This is a genomic window from Cohnella panacarvi Gsoil 349 (genome assembly GCF_000515335.1).
GTDB lineage: Bacteria > Bacillota > Bacilli > Paenibacillales > Paenibacillaceae > Cohnella > Cohnella panacarvi.
Window position 1 is genome coordinate 2,778,289 of the sequence record NZ_KI911563.1, and the last position, 26,528, is coordinate 2,804,816.

Here is a 26,528-nt window from a genome sequence, read left to right on the forward strand (position 1 = left end):
AAAGTTGAACCTTTATCGAAGAGCCTTTCGGCTCAATCTGTATTGCTGGTTTGTTCACCGAAGTGAACGTTTTATTACCGTAAATTACGCTCGATGTTCAGTTTTCAAAGAACAAGCTTCGTTGCTATTTCGTCTTTCATCTCGCCGCCTCTTGAAGCGGCTTAAGTAATATATCACGAATCAAAACCCGATTGCAACCCCTTATGCGAAGGAAATATACAACAAAGTTTAAACCCGTCCTTCGCAAATGAAAAACCGGCCATCCGCCTACGCGAATAGCCGGTTCGATACCCTGTATTCCTTAGCCGTCCGCGCGGTCCCGCATATGAGGGAACAGCAGCACGTCGCGGATCGACGGCGCGTCGGTAAGCAGCATGACCAGGCGGTCGATGCCGATACCTAAGCCTCCCGTCGGCGGCATGCCGTATTCCAGCGCGCGAATGAAATCGTCATCCATCTCGTGCGCTTCGTCGTTACCCGCTTCTTTCTCGAGAAGCTGCGCTTCGAAACGCTGGCGCTGGTCGATCGGGTCGTTCAGCTCCGTGAACGCATTGGCGTGCTCGCGCGCCACGATGAACAACTCGAACCGGTCCGTGAACCGCGGATCGGATTCTTTCTTTTTCGCCAGCGGCGAGATCGCCACCGGATGTCCGGTAACGAAAGTAGGTTGGATGAGCGTATGCTCGCAGAACTGCTCGAAGAACGCGTTCACGATGTGTCCGAACGACATGTGCTTCTCTACCGGCACCTTGTGCTCGTTCGCGATGCGATGCGCCTCTTCGTCCGTCATCTGAACGGTAAAGTCGACGCCTACGACCTCCTTGATCAAGTCGGTCATGGACACGCGGCGCCAAGGCGGAGTCAAATCGACTTCTACCCCTTGGTACTCAATAACCGTCGTACCTAGAACTTCCTTCGCGATATGCGCGATCAAGGACTCGGTCAAGTTCATGATATCCTCGTAATCGGCATACGCCTCGTACAGCTCGATCATCGTGAACTCCGGATTATGGCGAGTCGAGATGCCCTCGTTGCGATATACGCGGCCGATCTCGTACACCTTCTCCAAGCCGCCGACGATCAGCCGCTTCAGATGAAGCTCGATCGCGATGCGCATGAACAGCTGCATGTCCAGCGCGTTATGATGCGTGATAAACGGACGGGCCGAAGCGCCCCCCGCGATCGCGTGCAGCGTAGGGGTCTCGACTTCCAAATATCCGCGGTCATCCAAGTAACGACGCATCGATTGGATAATACGCGAACGGGTAATGAACGTCTTCTGAACGTCCGGGTTTACGATGAGGTCGACATAACGCTGGCGATACCGCGTCTCCACGTCCTTGAGCCCGTGGAACTTGTCCGGCAGCGGAAGAAGCGATTTCGTCAGCACCTCCAGCTCGCTGACCTTAACCGACAGTTCGCCTGTCTTCGTCTTGAACACGACGCCTTTAACGCCAATCATATCGCCGATATCGAGCAGGTCGAACGCCTGGAATTTAACCGCAGGAACGGAATCCTCGCGTACGTAAATCTGAATTCTTCCGCTCAAATCCTGAACGTGCGCGAACGCCGCTTTGCCCATCGAACGCTTCGTCATGATACGTCCGGCCAGGCTGACTTCGATCGCTTTCTCGTCCAACTCTTCCTTGGTCAAATCCGAATAAGCGGCGAGAAGCTTGCCCGCTTCGTGCGTGCGCTCGAACTTGACGCCGAACGGGTCGATGCCGATGCCGCGCAGCGTATCCAACTTGTCTCTTCTAATTTGCAATAACTCGCTTAACTCGGCTGTTTCGGTATTTTCCACGTGATCCATTCTCGTTCGTTCCCTTCGTTCCTATATCCTGCATAGTCCTGCAACGTCCTGCATCTTTCCGATTAACAGGCAAAAAAGCTTCCCGAGGAAGCTTTCCATGCCGCTGTAGAGCATTGTTCGCGTTAATGTTGCGCGTCTTGCGGATAACCGCCGGTATTATAATCTCTTGATATCGACAATTTTGTATTGAATGATGCCCGCAGGAACGCTGACTTCAACCGTCGTACCTTTCTTCTTGCCGATGATCGCCTTGCCTACCGGGCTCTCGTTGGAGATCTTGTTCTGCAGCGGATCCGACTCCGCGGTGCCGACGATCGTATATTCCATCGTGTCGCGGAACTCCAGATCTTCTACGACAACCGTGGAGCCGATATTGACCGTCTCCAAGTCGATCTCATCGTTATTGATAATGCGCGCGTTGCGCAGCATCTTCTCTAGCGTAATAATGCGCCCTTCGATGAAGGCTTGTTCGTTCTTCGCATCCTCGTACTCCGAGTTCTCGCTGATATCGCCATATCCGATGGCGATCTTAATACGTTCTGCAACTTCACGGCGCTTGACCGATTTAAGGTTCTCAAGCTCGTCTTCCAGCTTCTTGAGCCCGTCGGGGGTCAGAAGGACTTCCTTATCGCTCATTTCACCGATCTCCTGTCTGGAAAGGTTTTCAGGGTTGCTACTCCAATATATGGCGGGCCATCGCTTACATGACTCCGAAGTTGGCGTCAGGAAGAGATTTTCTGAACCGTTCAGAACGGATGGATGAAACAGGCACCCATTGCTGAACGACCTCGGCATCCAACGACTATCGCCTTGCGTAAGGTTGATTTCGGCCGTTAATACTTGAGGTCTCGCGAATATTGGTTCTGATTATATTTCAACCCCTGAAAAATGTCAATTCGCGGAAGCGATTGGTTTGTAAACGCTTCAATTCAATGTACGGCCGTCTGCGCGGTTTCCGCCGCGTCCGCCAACTGCTGCTCGACGTTCCTGACGTATTCCTCCAGAATCGACTGCACGCCGTTACGCGTCGTCAGATCCATGATCGAATCCTTCACGCGCGCGGAATCCGGCAATCCCTTCAAATACCAAGCTAAGTGCTTGCGCATCTCCCTTACCGCGACGCTTTCTCCCTTAAGGTCGGATAGACGGTCGAGGTGAAGCATCGCGATGCGGATTTTCTCGGCCGGGGTCGGATCGGGAAGCAGTTCTCCAGTCGTGAGAAAATGAACCGTTCGATACAGCATCCAAGGGTTGCCGAGCGCGCCGCGTCCGATCATGACGCCGTCGACGCCGGTATGTTCGAGCATTCTCTGCGCATCCTCGGGCGTGAATACGTCGCCGTTGCCGATGACCGGGATTTTCACGGCTTGCTTCACGTCGCGGATAATGTCCCAGTTCGCTACGCCGGTGTAAAGCTGCTCGCGCGTGCGTCCATGGACGCTGACCGCGGCGCCCCCCGCGCGTTCGACCGCTTGCGCGTTCTCGACCGCGTAAATGTGCTCGTCGTCCCAGCCGATGCGCATTTTCACCGTAACCGGCTTTTTCGCGGCATCCGCGGCATACGACACCATCTCGTATATTTTCTTCGGATCGAGCAGCCATCTGGCGCCCGCGTCGCATTTCGTGACTTTCGGCACGGGACAGCCCATGTTGATGTCGATAATGTCGGCGTTCGTGTTCTGATCGACGAATTTGACCGCTTCGACAAGAGACTCCTTGTCCCCGCCGAAAATTTGCAGGCTTAGCGGTTTCTCGCGCTCGTCGACGAACAGCATCTCCAGCGTGCGCTGGTTGCCGTGCAGGATCGCTTTGTCGCTGACCATCTCCGCGCAGACGAGTCCGCAGCCGAATTCTTTGGCGATCAGCCGGAAAGCCGGATTGCAGACGCCCGCCATCGGGGCGAGCACGACTTTGTTGTTCATTTGAACGTTACCTATTTTTAACACTTTGTCTCACTCCTTCCGTACGACGAATGATAGATCTCGGCTCCAATTCGCCCATTCCTTGACTCCTTCTTGCTCAAGAGACATCCCGCCTAGCTCGCTCGACCACGGAAAGTCCCTTCCCTTCGGCCATACGTCGCGCAGCGGAACCAGCACGAATGCCCGCTCACCCATACGGGGATGCGGGAGCGTTAATTCCGGCGTGTTCATGCTCGTCTCTCCGACGAGCAGCAAATCCAGATCGATGATCCTCGGACCAAACCGCACGTCGCGCACGCGGCCCATCTCTTGTTCGATCCCGAGCAATCGCCTAAGCAGCTCGAGCGGCGTCCGCTGCGTTCCGACCTTGGCGACCAAATTCAGAAAGGAAGGTTGGTCCTTATATCCCACCGGCGCCGTCTCGTACACCCGCGATATCGCATGAAGCTCGATCCCCGATTCGGATGCCAGCTTGCTTAGCGCGCCGCGCAGCGACGCTTCGCGATCGCCTAGGTTGGCGCCAAGCGCCACATATGCTTCCTGCATGATCATTCAATCCTCTGCGGATACGATAGTCCCGTCCGGGCCCCGTCGTCTCCGAAGCTCTACGGTCACGCCATCGAACGTTATATCGAAAGGCGGATTCGGCTTCGTGACGGATACCGTCATTTCGATGATACTAGTATACGTACCGAGCACCGCCGATGCAATGTTGTGCGCCAGCGTCTCGATCAGCTTCACGTGCGGGCCTTCGACAATCTCTTTCACGAGCGCGTGGACGTCGGCATAATTCACCGTATCTTGCACGTCGTCGGATTTCGCCGCGCGATCCAAGTCCAGCCGCATGTCGAGATCGACGTAATACTTCTGGCCCAGCCGATTCTCCTCCGGAATCACTCCGTGATAACCGAAGAACACCATACGTTTCAGCAGCATGCGATCCATGTTACTCTCTCCCCGCCTGGCGATATACGATAGCGTCCGTCATGGCCGCTACCCGCTTCATCTGTTTAATGTCGTGTACCCGCATGACTTGGCAGCCTTGGGCGATGCCGAGAGCCACCGTGGCTCCCGTGCCTTCGACAGCGTCGTCCGGCGCCACGTCCAGCGTCTGGCGAATGAACGTCTTGCGGGATGTTCCCAGCAACACGGGGTAGCCTAATGCCGCGACTTCGTCCAATCGGCCCATGAGTTCGATGTTCTCGTCGTAGTTTTTCGCGAATCCGATGCCCGGATCGAGCCAGATATGATCGGCGGCGACGCCGGCATCCGCAGCGATCCGCACGCATTCGCGCAGATCGTTCAGCACGTCGGGGACGAAATCCGCGTAATCGCGCGCCTCGCGGTTGTGCGTGAGAATGACCGGAGCGCCGTATTGCGCCGAAACTTTCGCAATGTCCGGATCTCTCCGGAAACCCCACACGTCGTTGACGATGTGCGCCCCCGCTTCGAGAGCTTGCCGCGCGGTCTCCGCTTTATAAGTGTCGACGCTGATCGGCAAGCGTACCGCTTCGCGAACCGCCCGAATAACGGGAATAATGCGCCGAAGCTCTTCTTCGAACGACACCGCTTCGTGCCCCGGGCGCGTCGATTCGCCGCCGATGTCGATAATGTCCGCGCCTTCCGCCGCCATCTGCCGCGCCCGCTCCACCGCGGCTTCCACCCGGTCATACCGTCCTCCGTCGGAGAACGAGTCGGGCGTGGCGTTGAGAATGCCCATGATCAGCGTGCGATGGCCGAGCGTCAGCGTCAGGCCGTCTCGAAAGCGATATTGTCGTTCATAAAATGTCGGTTTCATAGCCCGCTCGTTCCTTCCGCGCGATTCCGATACAGCCGCATCAGCCGCGAAGTGGTTGGTCCGATCGCCGCGGTTCCCCCGGGATGGCAGCCCTTGCCCCGCTCATCCTCCAAGCGAGTCACCGGAACGATCTCTTGGATCGAACTCGTGAGGAACACTTCGTCCGCAGCCGTAAGTTCTTCCCAACGATATAATCCTTGGCGCACCGGCAATCCAATCTCCGCCGCCAGCTCCAGAACAAAGCCCCGGGTGATGCCCGGCAGCAACCCCGTTTCCTCGGAGGGCGTATACAGGATGCCGTCCGTCAGCCAGAACACGTTGCTGACCATACCTTCGACGATATGCCCGCCGCCGTCCGCGAACAGCCCTTCCGTGCCCGCTCCCGCTCCGGCGGCCGCGAGCTCGCGCTTTGCCACTATATTGTTCATATAATGGAACGATTTTAAACGGATGGCGCTCTCTGGCGTGCTGCGCGGCTGCTTGAGCAGACGCAGCGTCTTGCCGCCCCGAGTATCCGGATGGTCCGGCGCGAGCGACTTCGCGTAGATGATCTCGTTCGGCCGTTCGTACGCTTCCCCAGGCAAGCCGATCGCGCCTTCGCCGGCCGACACCGACAAGCGGATATACCCGTCGCCCAGGTCGTTCGCTTCGAGCAGCCGCGCGATACGTTGCCCGAGCCCGGCCTCGTCAAGCTCGTATGCGATGCCAAGCAACTCGCACCCTGCCCGCAGCCTGGCCGCATGCCGATCCAGAAGCCACGGCTCGCCGCCGTAAGTCCGGAACGTCTCGAACAAACCCATTCCGTACAAAAAACCGTGATCGAATGCAGAGATCACGGTCGTCTTGCCGTCGGTTACTTGTCCGTTCCACAGCAGCTTCATTGTCTGATTCCCGACTTATGGTTAAGGAAATTTCTCAGCAGCTTCAGTCCGTCTTCCGTCATGATCGACTCCGGATGGAATTGCACGCCTTCGACGACGTATTCCTTATGGCGCAGCCCCATGATCAGTCCGTCGCTCGTCTGGGCGCTGATCTCGAGGCAATCGGGCAGCGTGTCGCGCTTTACGATCAGCGAATGGTAACGGGTAGCCGTAAAAGGAGAGCCGATCCCTTCGAAAATCGTCTTGCCGTCGTGCGTAATGTCGGACGTCTTGCCGTGCATCAGTTGGTCCGCGCGAATCACGTCGCCGCCGAACGCCTGTCCGATCGCTTGATGCCCGAGGCACACGCCGAAGATCGGAATCTCTCCCTTGAACCGCTCCAGCAGCGCAAGGCTTATGCCCGCTTCGTTAGGCGTACACGGCCCCGGAGATATGAGAATGTGATCCGGCGCCAGCTTCTCGATGCCTTCCAGATCGATCTCGTCGTTGCGATGCACGACGATCTCCTCGCCTAGCTCGCCTAAGTATTGAACCAGGTTATACGTGAACGAATCATAATTGTCGATGACCAGTATCATAACGGCTTCTCCTCCCATCTCTCTCCGTACTGCACCGCTTTCCAGAGCGCCTTCGCCTTGTTCAGGCTTTCATAGAACTCCCGCTCCGGAACAGAGTCGATCACGATGCCCGCCCCCGCTTGAATGTGGCAGACGCCTTCTTGCATCGCGATCGTACGAATAATAATATTAAATTCCATATTCCCGCTGTAGTCAATCCACCCGAGCGAGCCCGTGTACGGCCCTCTGCGGGTCGGCTCCAGCTCCTCGATGATTTCCATCGTGCGGATTTTGGGCGCTCCGGTGATCGTCCCTCCGGGGAACACCGCCGCCAGTACGTCGAAGGCGTCTTTGCCGCGCGCGATCCGACCTTCGACCTGAGAGACTAGATGCATGACATGGGAATAACGTTCCACCGTCATCAGCTCCGGTACTTTGACCGAGCCGTATTCGGATACGCGTCCAAGGTCGTTGCGCTCCAGGTCGACGAGCATGACGTGCTCGGCGCGTTCCTTCTCGCTGCCGAGCAGCTCGTCCTCCAGCGCGCGATCCTCCTCCGGCGTGCGCCCGCGGCGGCGGGTACCCGCGATCGGCCGCGTGGACAGCTTGCCGCCATCGAGCTTCACGAGCAGCTCGGGCGACGCGCTTACGAGCGCGAACGAAGGCGTGCGCAGCATGCCCATGTAAGGAGAGGGATTAACGAGTCTTAACCATTCGTACAAGGATTCCGGCGGAACGTCGACGGGTCTGCTCTGGCGCACGGCCAAGTTCACTTGGAACACGTCTCCCTGGGCAATGTACGCCTGTATACGCCGAACCGCTTGCTCGTATTCGGCTTTCGTCATCGAAGTCGTGAGTCCGGGCAAGCTCTCTACGTCGATCTGCAGCTGATCCTCCGCCATCGTAGCCAGCATCTCGCGGTGTCTCTGCCACGCGCTCGGTTCATCGCTAATAGCCGCCCAACCTCGCCACTGGCTCTCCATCATCGCCGCGCGCCGCCCGGCCGCTTCGTACCGATCGACTAAACCAGCCTCTCCCGCCGCCACGGGTACATGGACCGCGCAATATACCGCATGCTCTTGGTGGTCGACGATCCATAGCTCCTCGAATCGCAGGAACACGTAATCGGGAATGCCCGAATCGTCCGCCGCGAGTACCGGCAGCCGCTCCAAGCTGCGCACGATATCGTAGCTCCATAAACCGATCGCGCCGCCGACGCAATCCGGCAACCCCTCCGGCTTAGGACTCGTCCAGCCTTGCATCCATTGCCGCACTTGCCGGAGAGGTTCTCCTTCGCTTTCGCTAACCGCGGGCCAACCGCCATCTCCATCAGATTCAAGCACGCGCGCGCGATCGCCTTTGCCCTCGATCGCCGATACCGGCGTTAACCCCGCCACCGTGTAACGTCCGCCTTTGCCGCTCTCCAGCAAGCACGCATAAGCCGATGCATCCTGCCAGAAGCGATCCCAGAATAAAGGCGTCGCCGCCTCATCCCGATCGATAACGAGCTTCCTCACGAAGGGGAGAAGCGTATAGTCGACTCCGCCGTCCCGGGATGCTAGCCACCTTGTCCACTGTTCATATGAAATGAGTTCCACGTACGGTGCCCCTCTGCCAATCTCTATGTAAGCAGAATACCACAAATCCCGACATCCATGCGCGAACGGAATAGGAGGCGATTATGACGTAGCCTTCTTACGCAGGATATGAGTTGCCGCCGCACTGATCCATTGTCTGAATTCGGCATGAGCATCTAGACAGACAAGACCTGCATAAGTACATTCTTTTACCCCGCTACACGGCCTTAGAACGCCATCAGTTGCAAAAGTACAGGTAAATTCCGCCGTTATGCCTACCGAGGTGATAAACGGAATAATTACCTGCAATTTCGCAGGTATCCCGACCCTTCCTCTGGAATTGAAAAAACACCTGCACCCTTGCAGGTATTTCCGAGTCATCCACTTCCCATATCCACGCAAAAACAGCCGAGACGGGTTACGGCCCGTTCGGCTGTCAGCAGATGCGAAATTAGTTCTCGAAGTTGAACAGAGGCGTGCTCAGGTAACGCTCGCCGTTGGAAGGGACGATCGCGACGACGCGTTTGCCTGCGCCCAGTTCCTTAGCGATCTTGAGAGCGGCGTTGATTGCAGCGCCGGAGGAGATGCCGACAAGCAGACCTTCTTGCTTAGCTACGGTGCGAGCCGTCTCGAACGCTTCGTCGTTCTCGATCGTTACGACGCGGTCGTACACTTCGCGGTTCAGAATTTCCGGAATGAAGTTAGCGCCGATGCCTTGGATCTTATGAGGACCGGGGCCGCCGCCGGACAACAACGGGGATCCCGCAGGCTCAACCGCTACCACTTGGATGTTAGGGAAGCTCTTCTTCAGAACTTCGCCGGCGCCGGAGATCGTGCCGCCCGTGCCGATACCCGCTACGAACGCATCCAGCTTGCCGTCGAGGGAGTTGATCGCTTCGACGATCTCAGGACCCGTCGTCTCGCGGTGGATCTTGACGTTCGCTTGGTTCTTGAACTGTTGCGGGAGGAAGTAGCTTGGGTTCTCGCGAACGATCTCTTCCGCTTTCTTAACCGCGCCGTTCATGCCTTCGGAACCCGGAGTCAGAACGAGCTCTGCGCCGTAAGCGCGAAGCAGGTTGCGACGCTCCAAGCTCATCGTCTCGGGCATAACGAGAATCGCGCGGTAGCCTTTAGCCGCCGCGACCATCGCAAGGCCGATACCGGTGTTGCCGCTCGTAGGCTCTACGATCGTGCTTTCGCCCGGCTTGATGATGCCTTGTTGCTCCGCTACTTCGACCATGCTGATCGCGATGCGGTCTTTAACGCTCGAACCCGGGTTCTGGTATTCAAGCTTAACGTAGATTTCCGCGCTGCCTTCCGGCACGATGCGGTTCAGTCTTACGAGCGGCGTATCGCCGATTAGCTGGGTCACGTTCTGGACAATCTTAGCCATTGAATGAGTTCCCTCCCGTTATGAATGCGGTCTTGCCGCCTCGGTGCGTTAATCCGACTAATTCAGTCGGTTTTGACTTTGATATCATCTTATCAATCGGGCACAAAATTGTCAATACTGCTTGCCCCGAATATCCATACCCATCCAACCCGCGCCTGCCTATTGAAGACTGGCGTCCAGCACCTGCGCGTGATACTTCTCCAGCAGCCATTGTTCGAGCGACTTTATCGGCTCGGCTTTGCCAAGCGCTACGTCCCGCATTGCAGCGTTGCGAATCTCCTCGGCCTTGCGCGGTTCCTCTTCTCTGAACCCGTTCAACGCCAAGATGACGTAACCGCTCGCCGTCTCGATCGGACCCGTAATCTGGCCGACTTCCATCTTCGCGGCATGCTTCAGGATCTCCGGATCCGTGAAGGGGTCCCGTTCGTCGATCCACCCCAGCTCGCCGCCGTACTCCGCCGTGAAATCATCGAGCGAATAACGCTCGGCTACGGCCCCGAACGCCGCTCCGCCTTCAAGCTGGGACAATAGCTGCCTGGCCGTCTCCTCGTCATCGACGACGATCTGCGCGATATCGTAATAACGGCGGGGGGTCGTCAGCTCCGGATGATCGGCGATGTAGCCGTCGATCTCCTCTTCCGTCACCTCTACGTTCCGCACGGACAGCTTCTCCGTCAGCAGCCGATATCTCGCTTCCTTCCGCACGTCTTCCCGGCTCATGCCCAGTTGCTCTTGCATCGCCCCGTAGAATTGCTCTTCGCTGTCATAGCCCTGCCTCATGTCCAGCAACTCTTGCTCCAGCTCCGTCTCCGTAACGGTTAGGCTCAGCGAGTCCGCTTCTTGTTCCATCGCTTCCGCTAGCATAAGCTCCCTTAGCATCTGCCTGCCATACTGCGACGTTAATCGGTCCGAGAGCTGGTCGCGCGTAATGGATGCGGCGCCCACCTTGGCGACGATATCGCTATGCGCTTGTTCCGAAGGAGACGGCGTTAACGTGCCGGAGGCTTGCGACGGTGCCGCGCTTGTGCTCGGAGAAGGCGATTGGCCGCGGTCAGCCTCGGGCGAATCCGAGTCGCAGCCCGACAGCACCCACGTCAAGAGGGCAAGCAGCACGAGCGGCATCAGCCGAATCGTCCCCCTCATAGGAACCTTCCTCCTCATTAGTTTTGCCACGCCAAGCTTGCGTCTACGCATCCTCTTATGGATTCAGCGTCTTATTATGTAGCTCTTCCAGTTCTTCTCCGCTGAATTGATATCTCTCGTTGCAGAAATGGCAGTGGACTTCCGCCTTGCCGTCTTCGTCGATCAAATTGCGCAGTTCCTCTGACCCTAAGCTGACAAGCGTGCTCTCGACCCGTTCCCGCGAGCACTTGCAGCGGAATACCGGTTCGATCCGATCGTGGATCGATACTTCTTCGCCCACGATGAATTGCAGCAGAGACTCCGGCGTCTCCCCTTGATCGAGCAGCGCCGTTACGTGCGGCATCGCGTTGATCGAACGTTCCAATTGCGAGAGACGTTCCTCCGACAAGCCCGGCATGACCTGCACGATGAAACCTCCCGCATGCAGCACCGATCCGTCCGTATCCACGAGCACGCCTAACCCGACAGCGGACGGCGTCTGCTCGGAATCGGCGAAATACAGCGTGAAATCCTCGGCCAGTTCGCCCGAAATAATCGGCACGCTGCCGCGATACGGCTCGCGAAGCCCCAAATCTTTCGTTACGTAAATTTCTCCGCTCGTCCCGACGACGCCCGCGACGTCCAGCTTGCCTTGACTGTTGCTCGGCAAATGCGCGTGCGGATGGTCCACGTAACCCCGGACCTCAGCCGAAGCGTTCGCATCCACGACGATCTGGCCGATCGGCCCGTCGCCTTTCACCTGGATGGTCAGCCTCTCGCTGCCTTTCAGCATATATCCCATCATTGCGCCTACCGTCGCCGTTCGGCCTAAAGCCGCCGTTGCCGTAGGCATCGTATCATGACGCCGTTGCAGCTCTCCTACCAATTTCGTTGTTCTAGCCGCGAATACCCGGATGCCGCCATCCCATGCCGTACCGCGAACGATTTCGTCCTTCATAGATCCCTTGCTCCTTTGCCTGCGTATGCCTTATACGTTCCGTTCGTAGATGATCCGAAGCCCCTCCAGCGTAAGCATCGAATCGACCCGCTCGATCGTCTCCGACTCTTCGGAGATCAGCTCCGCAAGTCCGCCGGTCGCGATCACTTTAGGCTGTACATTGAACTCCTTGCAAATACGCCGAACGATCCCGTCTACCTGACCGGCATAGCCGAAAATAATGCCCGCCTGCATCGCCGTTACCGTATTCCGTCCGATGACCGTCTTAGGTTTCGACAACTCAATCCGCGGCAGCTTCGCCGCGCGCTGATACAGCGCTTCGGCGGAGATGCCGACGCCAGGCACAATGGCTCCGCCCAGATAAGCGCCGGACGCGTCGATGTAATCGAACGTCGTCGCCGTGCCGAAGTCGACCACGACGAGAGGCGTCCCGTATTTCTCGATGCCGGCGACCGCGTTAACGATCCGATCCGCGCCGACTTCGCGAGGATTCTCGTAACGAATATTCAGGCCGGTCTTAATGCCCGGCCCGACGACGAGCGCTGCCTTGCCTACATATTGGACGAATAACTGCTCCAAAGTGTTCATTAGCGGCGGAACGACGCAGGATAGGATGACGCCGTCGATCCGATCGGCCTTCACGCCCGCGATTTGGAGCAGATTCGTAATCAGTATGCCGTATTCGTCAACGGTAGAAGAGCGATTCGTGCTCAACCGCCAATGATGCGTCAGCGTCTTGCCCTGATAGAGTCCGAGCACGATATTGGTGTTGCCTACGTCTACGACGAGAATCATGCGGACTCCCCTTTCTTGATCGCGTTCAGGTCGAGACTAATATCAAGCGCGCTGAACGAATGGGTTAATCCGCCGACGGAGATGACGTCGACGCCGCAAGCCGCGATCTCGGAGACGCGCGAAGGCACGATTCCGCCGGACGCTTCCAGCACCACGTGAGGCGCAAGACCGCGCAACGCGCGCGCCGCTTCGGTCATGTCCGCCGTGCTCATATTGTCGAACATGACGATATGCGCGCCGGCTTCCACCGCTTCTCGCGCCTGCACTAGCGACTCGGCCTCCACCTCGATCTTCATCGTATGGGGGATGCGGGCTTTCGCGGCCGATACCGCCGCCGTAATACCGCCTGCCGCTTTAATATGGTTGTCTTTGATCATGACCGCATCGTACAGGCCGAAGCGATGGTTGTAGCCTCCGCCGATCCTGACCGCATACTTCTCGAGCGTCCGGTGACCCGGCGTCGTCTTGCGCGTGTCCACGATCCGTACCGGATGATTGCCGATCCCTGCCACGTATTCGCTCGTCTTCGTCGCGATGCCCGAAAGCCGTTGCAGCAGGTTCAATGCCAATCTCTCGCCGGTCAGGATGCTGTGCGTCGAGCCTTCCACGACGGCAAGCACGGTTCCGCGCCCGACGCGATCGCCGTCCGCCGCTTGCGCCTGGAAGCTCAAGCTCGGATCCACGACTTCGAATACGAGCTTCGCGAGCGGAATACCCGCCAGGACTCCAGCTTGTTTGGCATGAATAATGCCGCGCGAGACGTGCCCCGCCGGTACCGTCGCCATCGTCGTGGCGTCGCCCGATCCGATATCTTCTTCCAGCCATTCGCGGAGCTGTCGTTTAACCGTATCTAATGCAGGGCCTGCAATCGCCCAATCGCTCATTTTCTCAAACATGGTCGATCCTCTCTTCCCCGATCCCGATTTGCCGTTGCAAGATCGTGTGCTTGCGCCAATGCGCGTCGTCCCGCTCCGGATAATCCTCGCGATAATGTCCGCCGCGGCTCTCTTCGCGGCTAAGCGCCGCTTCCGTTACGAGAATCGCGCACGTGAGCAGGTTCGCGAATTCGAACTCCTCGCGCTTCGCAAGCGTCGTCTCGAATATCGGCAGCAAGTGCTTCAGCTCGTCCAGCCCCTTGAGCAGGCCTTCGCGGTCCCGATGCAGACCGACGTAGCGAACCATCGCTTTCTGCAGCTTAAGCTTGCGCTCTACAAGACTTCCCATTAGCGAGGCGATTTTATCTTCCAACAAATAAGGATGATGGCTAATCTTCAGATCCTGGACGCGGACAGGGCTCAGCTCGTTAATTCGATCGACGATGCGCTGACCGAACACGATGGCCTCGGACAGGGAATTGCTCGCCAAGCGATTGGCGCCGTGAACGCCGGTGGACGATACCTCGCCGCATGCGAACAAGCGCCGGATGTTCGTCTCTCCGCGCAAGTCCGTTTTCACCCCGCCCATCATATAATGGGCAGCCGGCGCGACCGGAATCCAGTCCGTCGTCATATCGAGACCGTAGTTCAAGCAATACTCGTGAATCGTCGGAAAACGATGCTTAATCAGCTCCGGCTTCTCATGCGTAATATCGATATAAACGTAAGTAGACTTCGTCTCTTCCATCTCGGCTACGATCGCTCTTGCGACGACGTCGCGCGGAGCCAGCTCCAGCTGCGGATGATACTTCTCCATGAAGCGCTCGCCCCGAATATTGCGCAGATAAGCGCCTTCGCCCCGGACGGCTTCGGAGATGAGAAAGCGCGGCGCGCCCGGGTAACAGAGCGACGTCGGATGGAATTGAATGAATTCCATATCGCGAATGACCGCGCCGGCCCGATACGCCATCGCGACTCCGTCGCCGGTGGCTACGTCCGGATTCGTCGTATAGCGATAGAGCTGCCCCGTGCCCCCGGTGCATAGGATCGTCGCGTTACCGAATACCGCTACTCGCGAGCCGTCCGGCTTCTGCACGATCGCGCCCACGCATTCCCCGTTATCCGTGAGCAGATCCAGCACGAGGTGATCGTCCCACAGCTCGACGCGCGAATCCGTCTTCACTCTATCCGCCAGCGCGCGAACGATCTCGTAGCCCGTCGCGTCGCCGTTGGCGTGCAGAATGCGGCGCTGGCTGTGCGCGCCTTCTTTCGTAAGTGCGAATTGGCCGTCGTCCTCCGCATCGAAGTTCGTGCCGAAGCGGATCAGCTCCTGCACCCCGTGCGGCCCTTCATGGACAAGCACGTCTACCGCGGACGTATCGCACAAGCCAGCGCCGGCAATCAGCGTATCTTGCATGTGGAAATCAGGCGAATCGTCATCCGAGATCACGGCGGCGATTCCGCCTTGCGCATAACGCGTATTGCTGTCGAAGAGCGACTTCTTCGTGATCATCAGCACGCGCTTCGATTCGCTCGCTTTGAGCGCCGTATATAAGCCGGCAATGCCGGCGCCGATGACGATGACGTCCGTCTCGACTCGCGGCAGCTTGTCCAGATCGAAATCTACTACATAACGTGGAATCATGGTTGCTTGTCTCACCCCGGCTTGATAGTAGCGCTCCGTCGCGCCATATACGAATACAGCCGACCCAAGGTCGGCTTATTCGCGCTTATTTCACGAGCAGCATTCTCTCTAGCGATAATCTAGCTTTATCCGCGACGTCTTGCGGCACGTAGATTTGCGGTTGCATCGTCTCCAAGCATTTAACGACCTTCTTCAGGTTGTTCACCTTCATGTTCGGGCAGACGAGGAACTTCGACGCGAAGTGGAACGTCTTGTTCGGGCTGTCTACGCGAAGCTGATAACCCGTGCCGTCCTCCGTGCCGACGATGAACTCTTGGTGCGACGATTCGCGGCAATATTTCAGAATGCCCGTCGTGCTGCCGACGAAATCGGCCATCGCGACGACTTCCGGACGGCATTCCGGGTGAACGACGAATTGAGCGTTCGGATGTTTCGCCCGCATCTCTTCGACGTCTTTGATCGTAAGCATGTCGTGCGTATTGCAGTAACCTTCCCAGATGATCATTCGCTTGTCGGTATGCTGCTGCACGTAGTGGCCGAGATTCTTGTCCGGACACCAGATGACTTCGTCGGAGTCGACGGAATTGACGACTTTGACCGCGTTCGCGGACGTACAGCAAATATCGGTCTCCGCTTTCACGTCGGCGGAGGAGTTGATATAGGTAACGACTTTGGCGTTCGGATGCTTCGCCTTCAGCTCGCGAAGCCCGATCGGATTGACCATATCGGCCATCGGGCAGCCCGCGCGTTCGTCGGGAACGAGTACGACCTTATTCGGGGCGAGAATCTTCGCGCTCTCCCCCATGAAGTGAACGCCGCAGAATACGATTACGTCGGCGCTTGTCTCGGCTGCCTTCTGCGCCAAGAGGAAAGAATCCCCGCGGAAGTCGGCGACTTCCTGTATCTCATCCCGCTGATAGTAGTGCGCGAGAATAATCGCGTTACGTTCCTTCTTCAGCTGCAACAGACGTTCGCGAAGCTCTCGATTCTGCTCTGCTTTGCGTTCCAAAGCCAATGCTTCCATATCTTTCTCCTCCCTGCGGCCTCTTACGGCCGTGCCCTGATGCGGTCGTCATCTATACTATGTGAATAAAATTACAAGCAAGGACGAGTTCCCCCTCGTTCGAACGAAAGAATACGGGGGCGCGCACTCTTATCACCAATTTACACGTGCGGGGATAGACTGTCAATTGACCAAAATGCAGGAACGAGCCAATTAAAAAGAAAGTGTTATCCTCTAGCCACTACGTCAACCGCCTCGCTCCTAATAGCAATCATTTGCATTTATTTCTCTATAAATCCCGCTGTTCGCAAAAATAACAACCATATGCAGTTATTCTGGAGAAAAATCGGCACAGTACCACGACCGCCCTTAAATAACTATCAATCTGTTGTTAATTATCTGTTAGGATGCGGATAGTTCCAAAATAACTATCGTTTTGCTTTTATTAGCCCTTCCTTCTGCCGGTATCCCCTTCGCTCAGGTCGTGCTGCCTTTCCCCGAAAAGCAACAAAAAGCGCCCTGTCCGCCTAATGGCGGATGGGGCGCTCTGTATGACGCGTTTACTTATTCTCTTCGTTGTCGCCTTCCGGCGGGCGCGTGTCCGGCGTCTGAGGCGCCGTCTCGTCTTCGCGGGTTTGAATCCGCACTTTCACGCCGCTGCCCAGCGTATCGACGATCGGTTCGGCTTTCGATTCCTCGTTGGCGGATGAGTTGCCATCCGTAACTTCCGAGATCTCGCCCGTCTCGATGAGCGACTTGATCTGATCCAGATCGAGCGTCTCCACTTCGAGCAACGTCTTGGCGATGAGATGCATCTCCCGGCTTTTCTCGGTCAGCAACTTCTTCGCGCGCTCGTAGCAATCGCGGGTGATGCTCTGCATCTCCTGGTCGATCTCGTACGCGATCGCGTCGGAGTAATTCTGCTCGTGCCCGATATCGCGGCCGAGGAACACTTGGCCTTGCGTCGCGCCGAACTGCATCGTTCCGAGCTTCTCGCTCATCCCGTATTCCATGATCATCGAGCGAACGATGCCCGTCGCTGACTTGAAGTCGCTGTAAGCGCCGGTGCCGATCTCGCCGATATAAATTTCCTCGGCGGCACGGCCGGCCAGAAGGCCCGTCACTTTATCCAGCAGCTCTTGCTTCGTCACGAGCATGCGATCTTCCTTCGGCAGCATGATGACATAGCCGCCTGCGCGTCCGCGCGGAATGATCGTAACCTTGTGCACCGTGTCCGCATGCTCCAGGAAGTAGCCCGCGATCGTATGTCCGGCCTCGTGATAAGCAACAATGCGTTTCTCCCGATCGCTGATCACGCGGCTCTTCTTCTCCGTTCCGACGATGACGCGGTCGATCGCGTCGTCGACCTCTTGCATCGCGATGTCTTTCTTGTTCTTCCGCGCCGCGAGAAGCGCCGCTTCGTTCAGCAGGTTCTCCAGATCGGCGCCGGTAAAGCCGGTCGTGCGCTTGGCAATCGTGCCCAAGCGAACGTCTTTGTTCAGCGGCTTGTTGCGAGCATGAACTTTCAGCACGGCCTCGCGGCCTTTCACGTCCGGACGGTCGACCGTAATCTGACGGTCGAAACGGCCCGGGCGCAATAGCGCCGGATCGAGAATGTCCGGGCGGTTCGTCGCCGCGACGATAATAATTCCTTCGTTCGCGCCGAAACCGTCCATCTCGACGAGCAATTGGTTCAGCGTCTGTTCGCGTTCGTCGTGACCGCCGCCGAGGCCCGCGCCGCGTTGACGACCGACAGCGTCGATCTCGTCGATAAAGATAATACACGGCGAGTTCTTCTTTGCGTTCTCGAACAAATCGCGAACGCGGGAAGCGCCGACGCCGACGAACATCTCTACGAAGTCCGAACCGGAAATCGTGAAGAACGGAACGCCTGCTTCGCCTGCTACCGCGCGGGCGAGCAACGTCTTACCGGTACCGGGAGGACCGACGAGAAGCACGCCTTTCGGAATGCGGGCGCCCAGTGCCGCGAACTTGCGAGGGTCCTTCAGGAACTCGACGACCTCGACGAGCTCTTGCTTCTCTTCGTCCGCTCCCGCGACATCCTCGAACGTTACGCGTTTCTTCTCTTCATTATAAAGACGCGCGCGGCTCTTGCCGAAGTTCATCACTTTGCCGCCGCCGCCCTGCGCCTGATTAATCAGGAAGAAGAACAGAACGAACATAATAATGAAAGGAATAATGGACGTCAAGAAGGTCAGCCAGAAGCTTTGGCCAGGCATCTTCTTAATCTCGACTTCGATACCTTTCTCTAAGCCGAGATCGGTAAGCTGCTGAACGGAATAGTCCGCGAGCGGCGCGCGCCCGGTGAACGTCTCGCCCTTCTCGCTGCCGTTCTTCGGCTGCAATTCCCCGGTTACGAGATAAGTGCCGCTTTGAATTTGTATAGTCAGCTTCTTCACGTTCTCTGACTGTACGGTTTGTACCAATTGGTTGTAATTGTAGTCTTTCGCCGTCTCGTTCTTCCCGATGAAGAACTGCACGATGCCGACGGTCACCAAGAAAATAAGTAAGTAAAAGCCTGTATTGCGGATGAACCGATTCATCCCTGACCTCCTCTCGACACGCTTACGTCATTTTAACATAGCCTGTCTTAGCATCACAAACCGATAATCAACTGGAGTAAATCTCCGGTTTAAGCACGCCGACGTACGGCAGGTTGCGGTATTTCTCCGCGTAATCGAGTCCGTAGCCGACGACGAACGCATCGGGAATCGTGAATCCCGTATAGTCCGCTTGCAGGTCGACCGTTCGGCGGCCCGGCTTGTCGAACAGAGCGACGACGCTGACGGATAGCGCGTTGCGGCGCTCCAGAACGTCGATCAAATAACTCAGCGTTAGACCGCTGTCGATAATATCTTCGACGATGATGACGTCGCGGCCGTCTACGGACGTATCCAGATCTTTAATAATCTTGACTTCGCCGGAAGAGCGCGTCGAATTGCCGTAGCTGCTCACCGCCATGAAGTCTAACTCGATCGGGATCGTAATATTCTTGGACAAGTCCGCCATAAAAATAAAAGCGCCTTTCAGTACGCATATCACGAGCGGGTTACGCCCTGCGTATTCGCGGCTGACTGCCGCGCCGAGCTCCTGAACCTTCTTCCGGATTACTTCTTCGGAGTAGAGAACTTCTTGAATGTCGTTGTGCAAAGAAGGTGCCTCCCAGCTAGATTATTACACGGTATGACGGTACGATTCCGATCATGACCTAGTTTTCCGGACGATCGAACTCGATGCGCAGCGTCGACCGGGTGTCCGTGGTAATCAAGGCGTGACGAGAACGTCGCATTCCCGGAATCCATAGCACGCGCCCGTCCCCATCGACGAGAAGAGGGATCGATTCCCTGCGATGACGCGGTACTTTGGCATCGACGAACATATCTTGCACTTTTTTGGAGCCGTTTAATCCATACGGTTCAATAACGTCTCCAGGCCTTCGGCTGCGGATGAAGAGCGGAAACCGCAGCTCCTCCGCGTCGAAGAACGCCTGCATCGCTCGTACCGAGGCCTTCTGGACTGCGCCTGGCAGCCGTTCGATCACGAACCGTTCGCCCGTCTCCTCGATCACGATGCCGTTCGTCTGCGCTTCCACCGGATAACCGTAAGCCGCAGGAACAGGTCTGACCGGACCTATATATACCTCATCGTATTCCCGAACAAGCTCCCATCCGCAGCCCAGTTCCATGCGGGATGCAGAGGCGTGCGCCGCTGCCAGGTTCGAGACGATGTCTTCCACGAGCCGATAGTCCATTTGCCGCTCTAGAGCCGCAGAACAACTTAATATTAGTTTAACTAATCTGCGTTGTAAAGCGACGTGCAGCCCGTGAAAGGGGCGAAGCTTCACTTGGAATCCTTCGCCTTCGGACGTCGCGCACAGCTCTAACGCCTTGCGCGTCTCGATCGCGAGGTAAGCTTCGTCAGCGGCCGCCAGTTCGGCTAGCCGTACGAGCGAAGTCTTCAACCCTGGATTGTAGCCTTCGAGCATCGGAATCAGATCGAGCCGGACGGCATTGCGGAAATAATGTCGGTCGGCGTTGCTGCTGTCTACCGCGAAAGGCACCTCGTTTCGCTTACAATAGGCGAGAAGCTCACCTTTGGTTATACGCAACAGCGGACGAATCAGTTCCATTTCTTCTTCGCGGCGGCGATAAGGAATGCCGGATAACCCTCCGGGTCCCGTTCCGCGGATGACTCGCATGAGGACGGTTTCCGCTTGATCGTCCGCATGATGTCCCAATAGAAGGTGCGTGCATCCGCATTCGCGGGCAACCTCTCTTAGAAAAAGGTATCTGCGATCCCTGGCCGCCGACTGCGCGTTCATTCCCGTCTCTTCAATAAAAGCCGGCACGTTCAAGGCTGCCGACTTGAACGGCAGCCCCCATCGTCCGGCAACGCTTCTCGTTAACTGCTCTTCGGCGTCCGACTCGGCGCCTCGGAACTGATGATTCGCATGGGCGACGACGATCTCGAACGGAGTATGCTCCGACATCGTCTTCAGCAGATGCAGCAGCGCCATGGAGTCCGGTCCGCCCGATACGGCGGCAAGGACGGTGATTCCCTGCTTCCACCAGCCTTCCTTCCGCGCTTCCTCCATGACGCGGACGGCTAATTCGTCGAGCTGCCGCACCTTCATTACCCCTTGTCCATTATTGGAATAGCCATACCGCAGCTACAGACAGACTAAGCACGACGGCCGCGGCGAACAAGCTCGCCATCCACACCGGCACTTGGCCTGATGCCTGGGACTTGCTCTTCTGCGGATGCTGCACTGCCTCGCGCCATTGCTTCGCGGCATCTCTCGTGTCTTCGAATCGGCCCGAGAACGCCTTCTCCAACCAGCTCTCTAACGGCTTCAGCCGAGAGTTGCTGCGCACGAGCTTCATAAGCTCTTCCGGGTTGCGATTCTGCGGGAGCAGCGTCTTCGTCAAATGCAGCAGCCTCTTGCGGTCCAAGGCGTGCAGCCAAAGCATTCCGACCGAGAACCAATCGTATGCCGCGTCGGCCGTTCTGCCGCCTGCCGACCAATAACCGCGGTCGTAAATTTCCGTGAACTGCCGCACGCTGCGGCCGATCGCCGACATGCCGCCGTAGTCGACCAGCTCCAGCTTGCCGTATTCGCCTACGAGCACGTTATCGCTTTTAATATCGCCGAATACCCATCCCGCTTCATGCAACTGCACTAGCCGCTCCAGCAGGCGATATCCGACGACGCCGACCCATTGCGCGCCGTGCTTCTGCAAGAACGCGTTCACGGGCACCCCTGGAACGAATCTCATAATATAGAAAGGAACTTCGCGTCCGCCTATGAGCGCATCGTCGACGTCGAGCAGGAACGGCCTGCGCTTCTTCTCCGCGTGATCGAGGGCGGCAAGAATATTCGCCTCGCCCTGAAGATCGGCCGCGTCGAGACCTAGCTTGACCGCGCATTTATAACCGTTCGAAGTCGCCAAATACACCTGGCCGTTCGCGCCAAGCCCGATAAGCTTCTCTAAGCGATAGGTCTTCCCGTGCCACTTGCCTCGGAGCAGCGTGCCCGGCGGCAATGGATTCACTTCCGTATCAGACGACGTAGTCACTCCGCACCCCGTTCGAAACGCTTCTAGCTGAAGATTGCCGTGCGTCCATAGGTTCACTACTGATATTACCACAAGTTTCTCGGATATAGTCTACCGCTTGCAAGATCGCAGGGCCTGTCGGGGTCGTCCCCTTCATCCGGATTTTGCCGAACAGCGTACCGATCTTCGAAGCATAGGTCGTCCATTCGGAATCAAGCACGCAGATCTCGTCCATCGAATTGCCCGGATAATGGAACACCGCCACCTGGCTTTTGCCTTCCCTGGCTTGCAAGCTGAGCGTCAGATCCCGAATCGCTTCTTCGACCGCATGGAGCTTCGGCTTCATGCTCGCGCTCGCGTCGATGAGCAGCGCCACGGAAAGCGACATCGTCTCTTCCATCTCCTCCATCACTTTAACGACCTCGGAGCGCTTCGTCGGCGGCAAAGCTCCTACGTTCTCCACGCCGAACAGCTGTCTTAACTCTTGGTTCACCGCTTGCCGTATGCTGCCCGCGATCGTCTGGCGCGTCATCATCTGGACGGTTCGCGACAGCTGTCCGCTCGTTACGATCCGGCTGATGCCGCCCCCGGCTTTGGCGATCTCCGCGATTTCCGTCGCGCCGTATTCTCCGATCGTTCCTTCGTCCACGATCCCGGCCACGTTCACCGTTATGCCTTCCGCGTAGGCTTGCGCCGCGGCAACGACAGGGCTATCTCCGACGTTGGATCCGCCGTCCGTAATCAACAAAATCTGCTTCATCACAGCCTATTCCTCCCATTCTATCGGTTCTATCAACATTGTCGCCAAGGAATGAGAGGTTTATCCGTTACGCCGCGCGAAGCTTACTTGGGCAATCTTTTCTCATAGAGACTAAGTCCGTCCTTCTCGCCAACGTAGGTATAGCCCGCGTCGCGGTAAAAGGCGTTCAACGCCGGATTATCGGCAACGCAGTCGAGACGGATGTAGTCCTTGTCAGGCGGATAGGCGATGCCTGAATCGACCCATCGGATCACTTGCGCGCCGAGTCCCGTACCGCCGAAGCTGCGGTGAATGCACATCCGGTGCAGGAAGACAGCCTCGGCGTTCGACGGGTCGTCCCCCCACAGGTTAAGATCCCACGGACTCGGCGCGAGCATCAGAATGACGACGGCCGCCGGATCGTCCCCTTGCTTGAAGAAGACGACTTCTCCTCTGGTGATGGCCGCAGCCGTATTGTGTCTGTCGATGCCGACGAGCAAATCGGCCCATTGCGTGGAGCCTTTGGATTTCAGCCATTCCGCGGTAATTCTGTAGAGCTCCATGATAGCCGGGGCTTCCTCCGGTTTCGCCCAATGGGCCTGGATTCGCGAGTCGACGCAAGGGCTCGCGATCTTTAAAGCAGTCGGGTGGGTCATATGTTCAGCCTCCATCGTTAGTATCCGAATAGCGCTCCTACTTTCCAAGCATACATCAATAAGCCCCCGCTCCGCCAAGCGCCGGCATCGCGCATGGTCGAACGAGGGCTTCATCTATAGATAACTTCCTATTCCTTCTTCCTCCTTAGCTCACCGTCCTCGGCCGCTCCATCCGGTGGAAGCCCGGCCAACGGAACGCGGCCCACTCCGGTTGGTGCTTCGTCATGCGGGTGACGACGACCGTCATGTCGTCTCTCACCCCGCCGGGATATTGCCTTAGCGCGGTTTCGAGCAGGGCATCCGCCAAATCTTGCGGATCGTCCGTGTCAATCTCCTGCAACACCCGCTTCATCCATTGTTCCTTATTGAGCGCATGGCCCGGCGCGTCGAGCACGCCGTCGGTCATCATTACGAGCGTGTCGCCCGGAAACAACTGTACGCGCAGCAAGTCGATCTCGATATCCTGTACGATACCGATCGGCAGATTGTTCGCCGCGATCGGAATGATCTCCTTTCCTCTCTTAATAAAACTCGGCGTAGAGCCGATCTTCAGCATCGTCGCGTGGCCCGAGTGCAAATCGATGAGCGCGAGGTCCACGGTCGCGAACATCTCCTCCGGCGAACGAAGCAGCAGGACGGAGTTCACCGATTTCACCGCCAGCCTCTCGTCGATGCCGGATTGCAGCAGCTGCTCGAGCATCGACAGCGCCGCGCTGCTCTCCTCTCGCGCCCGCGCCCCGTTGCCCATTCCGTCGCTTAGCGCCACCGCGAACTTCCCGCTCGCCAGCTCCATCATGCTGAAGCTGTCCCCGGATAGAATATCCCCGTCCTTGGCAGCACCGGCCACGCCCGTCTCTACCTCGTACACCTTAGCCGAAGCGAACGTCACCGTCGTCAAATTCGCCACCGGCACGCCGGTTCGCTCCGAGCTGACCGTCACCGTCTCCCCGAGAATTTCGGTGAGGATCGGCGCGATCATTTTCCGGCATTCGTCGTACCCGGTCCGGAACGCGTGTACCATCTCGATTTCTACGTGTCCCTCCTCCATACTAATAATATCTACGCTCTGAATGGCTAAGCCTAGGCGATCCAACGCATCCCGAATTTGCTCCTCTTGTTGCTCCATCTGCTTGGATTCCCGGCGGATTTCCTTCACGAGGTCGTCCATGACCTGCGACACGCCCGACAATTGGTCCGCCACGAGGAAGCGGCTGTCTTGAAGCTGCTGCCGCCAATGCAGGTCGTGGCGATACACCTCGTATTCGCGCTTAAGCACGTCCAGCACTTGCGGAATTCTAACGCAGGCCCGGTTCCAGTTCTTCGGAAGCTGCGACGCCTTCACGCCCGGATTGTCCTCGATCGCCGTCATCATATCGGTCAGCAGCTTGTACGTCTGGAAAAACTGCCCGTCCCAACACATCGATCTTCGGTGGCAGTTATCGCAAGCCTGCGAATGAACCGCGTGCACGAAATGATCGACGTCCTGGCTTTGCCGCATCGATTCCCCAGCCTCCGTAATTTGCCGGAAGCTGCGGGACAGCTGACGGAACACCTCCGAGAACCTCTCGACTCTCTCGGCGGTCAAATCTCTTACCTTCTGAGCATATTCTCGTTGATTTTGCGCATAATACGGCGTACCCGGAACATATCTTGATAGTGACTCCGCCGCGGAACGAGGCGTAAGCAGCAGCATCAGCGCGGCGGCGACCGACGCCCACGTCGATGCCATCGTATTCGCCGCATCCCCGTCGTATAGAGCCAGTACCGACGTTCCCAAGATCATTCCGAAAGCGGTCGCGGATTTGCCGCCATCGCGGATTAATCCCGCCATTAAGCCGCCAAGCGCCAGCAAGCCGATACTCGAGGCGGCGGCAAGATCGGACAAGCTTAAGATCATGCCCGCGATGACTCCCGCCGAAGTACCGATTGCCGGTCCGCCTACGAAAGCCGCCAGAAGCACGAAATAACGGGAGACGACATACACGACGGCCACGCCGTAAATCGTCCATCCGGTTAATCCGGTCAGCAGACAAGCCAATAAGATCACGAGCCCGACCCATTCTTCGTGCCGCAAATGAGCGGCTTTCTTCGCGCTAGTGAGCACAGGGAGAGAATGGATGAATAGCAGCGTGAGCACGAATGCTAGACCCGCTTCTACCAACGTCAATAGATAGGGCAGCCAGGTCGCGTCGTCCATCAGAAGCGTGTTGAACAGCCGCACGAGCAGCGTACCCGCGAACACGACGACCGGCGCATGGGATAGATCCGCCCGCTCATACAGGACGAGCCCCCTGTGGAGCAAGTAGATGACCCCGATCTCCGCGCAGATGAGCGCGGGCAGCGGCTCGATCGACCAGAAGCTGCCTGCGATGACGGCTAGCGCGGCCCAGAACGCGAACTCCTTGCGCATATAGAGCACGACGCCGAAGTAAGCAGCCGCGAACGGCGCAAGCCCCTCCAGCATGACGGCTCGTCCAAGCAGCACGCCCGCAGCGATGACGATGATCAGCCACATCTTCTCTCGTATCGCCGCTCCCCATCGCTCCAGAAGCTTCTTCGGCGGATCGCCGGTAGATACTCGGGCGCCCGTCCCCGATCGGGTCAGCCAGTGATTCTGCTTATTCACCGGAATATAAGTTTGTCCCGTGCCCGCCCTGGGCACGAAAGGAATGACGGACGGCTTGTCCATTATGCACACCCCATTCACCAGATTGAATTGTGTTTTTAATTATAGAGCGGCGTTTAGGGGATGTTTGTCAGAAACCGTTGGCGGGAAAAAAGTTTTTTCCGACAGCTTCGCCCCGCGGAACGAGCGGCAATGGCGAATGCATGGTCGACACGGCCAAACCCGCGGCACGACTGGGTTACGCTCGATTCGGCCGTAACGCTCCCGCCTCTTTCGCACGGAATGCGACATCACGATTGGCGCGCATCCGACGGCGGATGGCGCCTCTTTCGCGTTGTTCCGCGGACGCGATCCGCGCGGCTATGCCGGAATCCCGCGAATGATCGTGAAGGTTAAAATTTTCAAAGGTTGGGGGAGTGTCTAGTCGTCCGCTGCCGCCTCGAACCCGTTCGTGTGAAAAATAACGACCAGTTGCTGTTATTTCATCCACCACGGTGACAACTTCGATGAATAACACCTATTTGCAGCTAGTTAATCCACTACGGTGACACCACCGCAGAATAACAACCAATTGCAGTTATTTCATCCACTA

The 26,528-nt window shown here is 57.4% G+C and carries 23 protein-coding genes; all 23 read right to left on the reverse strand.

What is annotated here, in order from left to right:
- Positions 1–301: 301 nt before the first annotated feature.
- The 23 genes from lysS to spoIIE all read right to left on the reverse strand — a co-directional run bounded on the left by lysS (position 302) and on the right by spoIIE (position 25,999).
- Positions 302–1,813, reverse strand: coding sequence for a lysine--tRNA ligase (gene lysS, locus COHPA_RS0113310; protein WP_027086651.1), 1,512 nt, complete (start codon positions 1,811–1,813; stop codon positions 302–304).
- Between the two features lie 156 nt (positions 1,814–1,969).
- Positions 1,970–2,449 carry a transcription elongation factor GreA gene (greA, locus tag COHPA_RS0113315; protein WP_027086652.1) on the reverse strand — a complete coding sequence of 160 codons (480 nt, stop codon included), beginning with the start codon at positions 2,447–2,449 and terminating at the stop codon, positions 1,970–1,972.
- Between the two features lie 293 nt (positions 2,450–2,742).
- Positions 2,743–3,759, reverse strand: a complete 1,017-nt coding sequence (gene dusB / locus COHPA_RS0113320) for a tRNA dihydrouridine synthase DusB (RefSeq protein ID WP_035119496.1) — start codon at positions 3,757–3,759, stop codon at positions 2,743–2,745.
- Positions 3,760–3,765: 6 nt separating this feature from the next.
- Positions 3,766–4,281 carry a 2-amino-4-hydroxy-6-hydroxymethyldihydropteridine diphosphokinase gene (folK, locus tag COHPA_RS23470; RefSeq protein ID WP_051421847.1) on the reverse strand — a complete coding sequence of 172 codons (516 nt, stop codon included), beginning with the start codon at positions 4,279–4,281 and terminating at the stop codon, positions 3,766–3,768.
- 6 nt (positions 4,282–4,287) lie between these two features.
- The gene (folB, locus tag COHPA_RS0113330) at positions 4,288–4,680 is read right to left on the reverse strand and encodes a dihydroneopterin aldolase (protein ID WP_027086655.1); all 393 of its coding nucleotides are present in this window, start codon (positions 4,678–4,680) and stop codon (positions 4,288–4,290) included.
- A 1-nt stretch (position 4,681) separates the two neighbouring features.
- Complete coding sequence (gene folP, locus COHPA_RS0113335) at positions 4,682–5,533, reverse strand: dihydropteroate synthase (RefSeq protein ID WP_027086656.1); 852 nt, start codon at positions 5,531–5,533, stop codon at positions 4,682–4,684.
- On the reverse strand, positions 5,530–6,414 hold the full coding sequence (locus COHPA_RS0113340) for an aminotransferase class IV (RefSeq protein ID WP_027086657.1): 885 nt from the start codon (positions 6,412–6,414) through the stop codon (positions 5,530–5,532). Before COHPA_RS0113340 ends, folP begins: the two co-directional genes overlap by 4 nt.
- Positions 6,411–6,992 (reverse strand): aminodeoxychorismate/anthranilate synthase component II, encoded by a 582-nt coding sequence (gene pabA / locus COHPA_RS0113345; RefSeq protein ID WP_027086658.1) that lies wholly within the window; start codon positions 6,990–6,992, stop codon positions 6,411–6,413. The genes COHPA_RS0113340 and pabA overlap by 4 nt, the downstream gene beginning before the upstream one ends.
- Positions 6,989–8,569 (reverse strand): anthranilate synthase component I family protein, encoded by a 1,581-nt coding sequence (locus COHPA_RS0113350; protein ID WP_027086659.1) that lies wholly within the window; start codon positions 8,567–8,569, stop codon positions 6,989–6,991. Before COHPA_RS0113350 ends, pabA begins: the two co-directional genes overlap by 4 nt.
- A gap of 430 nt (positions 8,570–8,999) precedes the next feature.
- Positions 9,000–9,941 (reverse strand): cysteine synthase A, encoded by a 942-nt coding sequence (gene cysK / locus COHPA_RS0113355; RefSeq protein WP_027086660.1) that lies wholly within the window; start codon positions 9,939–9,941, stop codon positions 9,000–9,002.
- Between the two features lie 159 nt (positions 9,942–10,100).
- Positions 10,101–11,084 carry a peptidylprolyl isomerase gene (locus COHPA_RS0113360; RefSeq protein ID WP_027086661.1) on the reverse strand — a complete coding sequence of 328 codons (984 nt, stop codon included), beginning with the start codon at positions 11,082–11,084 and terminating at the stop codon, positions 10,101–10,103.
- Positions 11,085–11,139: 55 nt separating this feature from the next.
- Complete coding sequence (gene hslO / locus COHPA_RS0113365; RefSeq protein WP_027086662.1) at positions 11,140–12,021, reverse strand: Hsp33 family molecular chaperone HslO; 882 nt, start codon at positions 12,019–12,021, stop codon at positions 11,140–11,142.
- 30 nt (positions 12,022–12,051) lie between these two features.
- Complete coding sequence (locus COHPA_RS0113370) at positions 12,052–12,816, reverse strand: type III pantothenate kinase (protein WP_027086663.1); 765 nt, start codon at positions 12,814–12,816, stop codon at positions 12,052–12,054.
- Positions 12,813–13,712, reverse strand: coding sequence for a carboxylating nicotinate-nucleotide diphosphorylase (gene nadC, locus COHPA_RS0113375; protein ID WP_027086664.1), 900 nt, complete (start codon positions 13,710–13,712; stop codon positions 12,813–12,815). Before nadC ends, COHPA_RS0113370 begins: the two co-directional genes overlap by 4 nt.
- The gene (nadB, locus tag COHPA_RS0113380) at positions 13,705–15,336 is read right to left on the reverse strand and encodes an L-aspartate oxidase (protein ID WP_027086665.1); all 1,632 of its coding nucleotides are present in this window, start codon (positions 15,334–15,336) and stop codon (positions 13,705–13,707) included. Before nadB ends, nadC begins: the two co-directional genes overlap by 8 nt.
- An 85-nt stretch (positions 15,337–15,421) precedes the next feature.
- Positions 15,422–16,360 carry a quinolinate synthase NadA gene (nadA, locus tag COHPA_RS0113385; RefSeq protein ID WP_027086666.1) on the reverse strand — a complete coding sequence of 313 codons (939 nt, stop codon included), beginning with the start codon at positions 16,358–16,360 and terminating at the stop codon, positions 15,422–15,424.
- A gap of 539 nt (positions 16,361–16,899) precedes the next feature.
- Positions 16,900–18,903 (reverse strand): ATP-dependent zinc metalloprotease FtsH, encoded by a 2,004-nt coding sequence (ftsH, locus tag COHPA_RS0113390; protein ID WP_027086667.1) that lies wholly within the window; start codon positions 18,901–18,903, stop codon positions 16,900–16,902.
- A gap of 67 nt (positions 18,904–18,970) precedes the next feature.
- Positions 18,971–19,510 (reverse strand): hypoxanthine phosphoribosyltransferase, encoded by a 540-nt coding sequence (gene hpt, locus COHPA_RS0113395; protein ID WP_027086668.1) that lies wholly within the window; start codon positions 19,508–19,510, stop codon positions 18,971–18,973.
- Between the two features lie 58 nt (positions 19,511–19,568).
- Entirely contained in the window at positions 19,569–20,987 is a 1,419-nt protein-coding gene (gene tilS, locus COHPA_RS0113400; RefSeq protein ID WP_027086669.1) for a tRNA lysidine(34) synthetase TilS, read from the reverse strand.
- 19 nt (positions 20,988–21,006) lie between these two features.
- A complete protein-coding gene (locus tag COHPA_RS0113405; RefSeq protein WP_035119502.1) occupies positions 21,007–21,936 on the reverse strand; it encodes a serine/threonine protein kinase in 930 nt (309 codons plus the stop codon).
- Positions 21,920–22,675 carry a vWA domain-containing protein gene (locus tag COHPA_RS0113410; protein WP_027086671.1) on the reverse strand — a complete coding sequence of 252 codons (756 nt, stop codon included), beginning with the start codon at positions 22,673–22,675 and terminating at the stop codon, positions 21,920–21,922. Before COHPA_RS0113410 ends, COHPA_RS0113405 begins: the two co-directional genes overlap by 17 nt.
- Positions 22,676–22,758: 83 nt before the next feature.
- Positions 22,759–23,310, reverse strand: coding sequence for a GNAT family N-acetyltransferase (locus COHPA_RS0113415; RefSeq protein ID WP_027086672.1), 552 nt, complete (start codon positions 23,308–23,310; stop codon positions 22,759–22,761).
- 145 nt (positions 23,311–23,455) lie between these two features.
- Positions 23,456–25,999: a stage II sporulation protein E gene (gene spoIIE, locus COHPA_RS0113420; RefSeq protein WP_027086673.1), complete on the reverse strand. Its 2,544-nt coding sequence runs from the start codon at positions 25,997–25,999 to the stop codon at positions 23,456–23,458.
- Positions 26,000–26,528 lie beyond the last annotated feature (529 nt).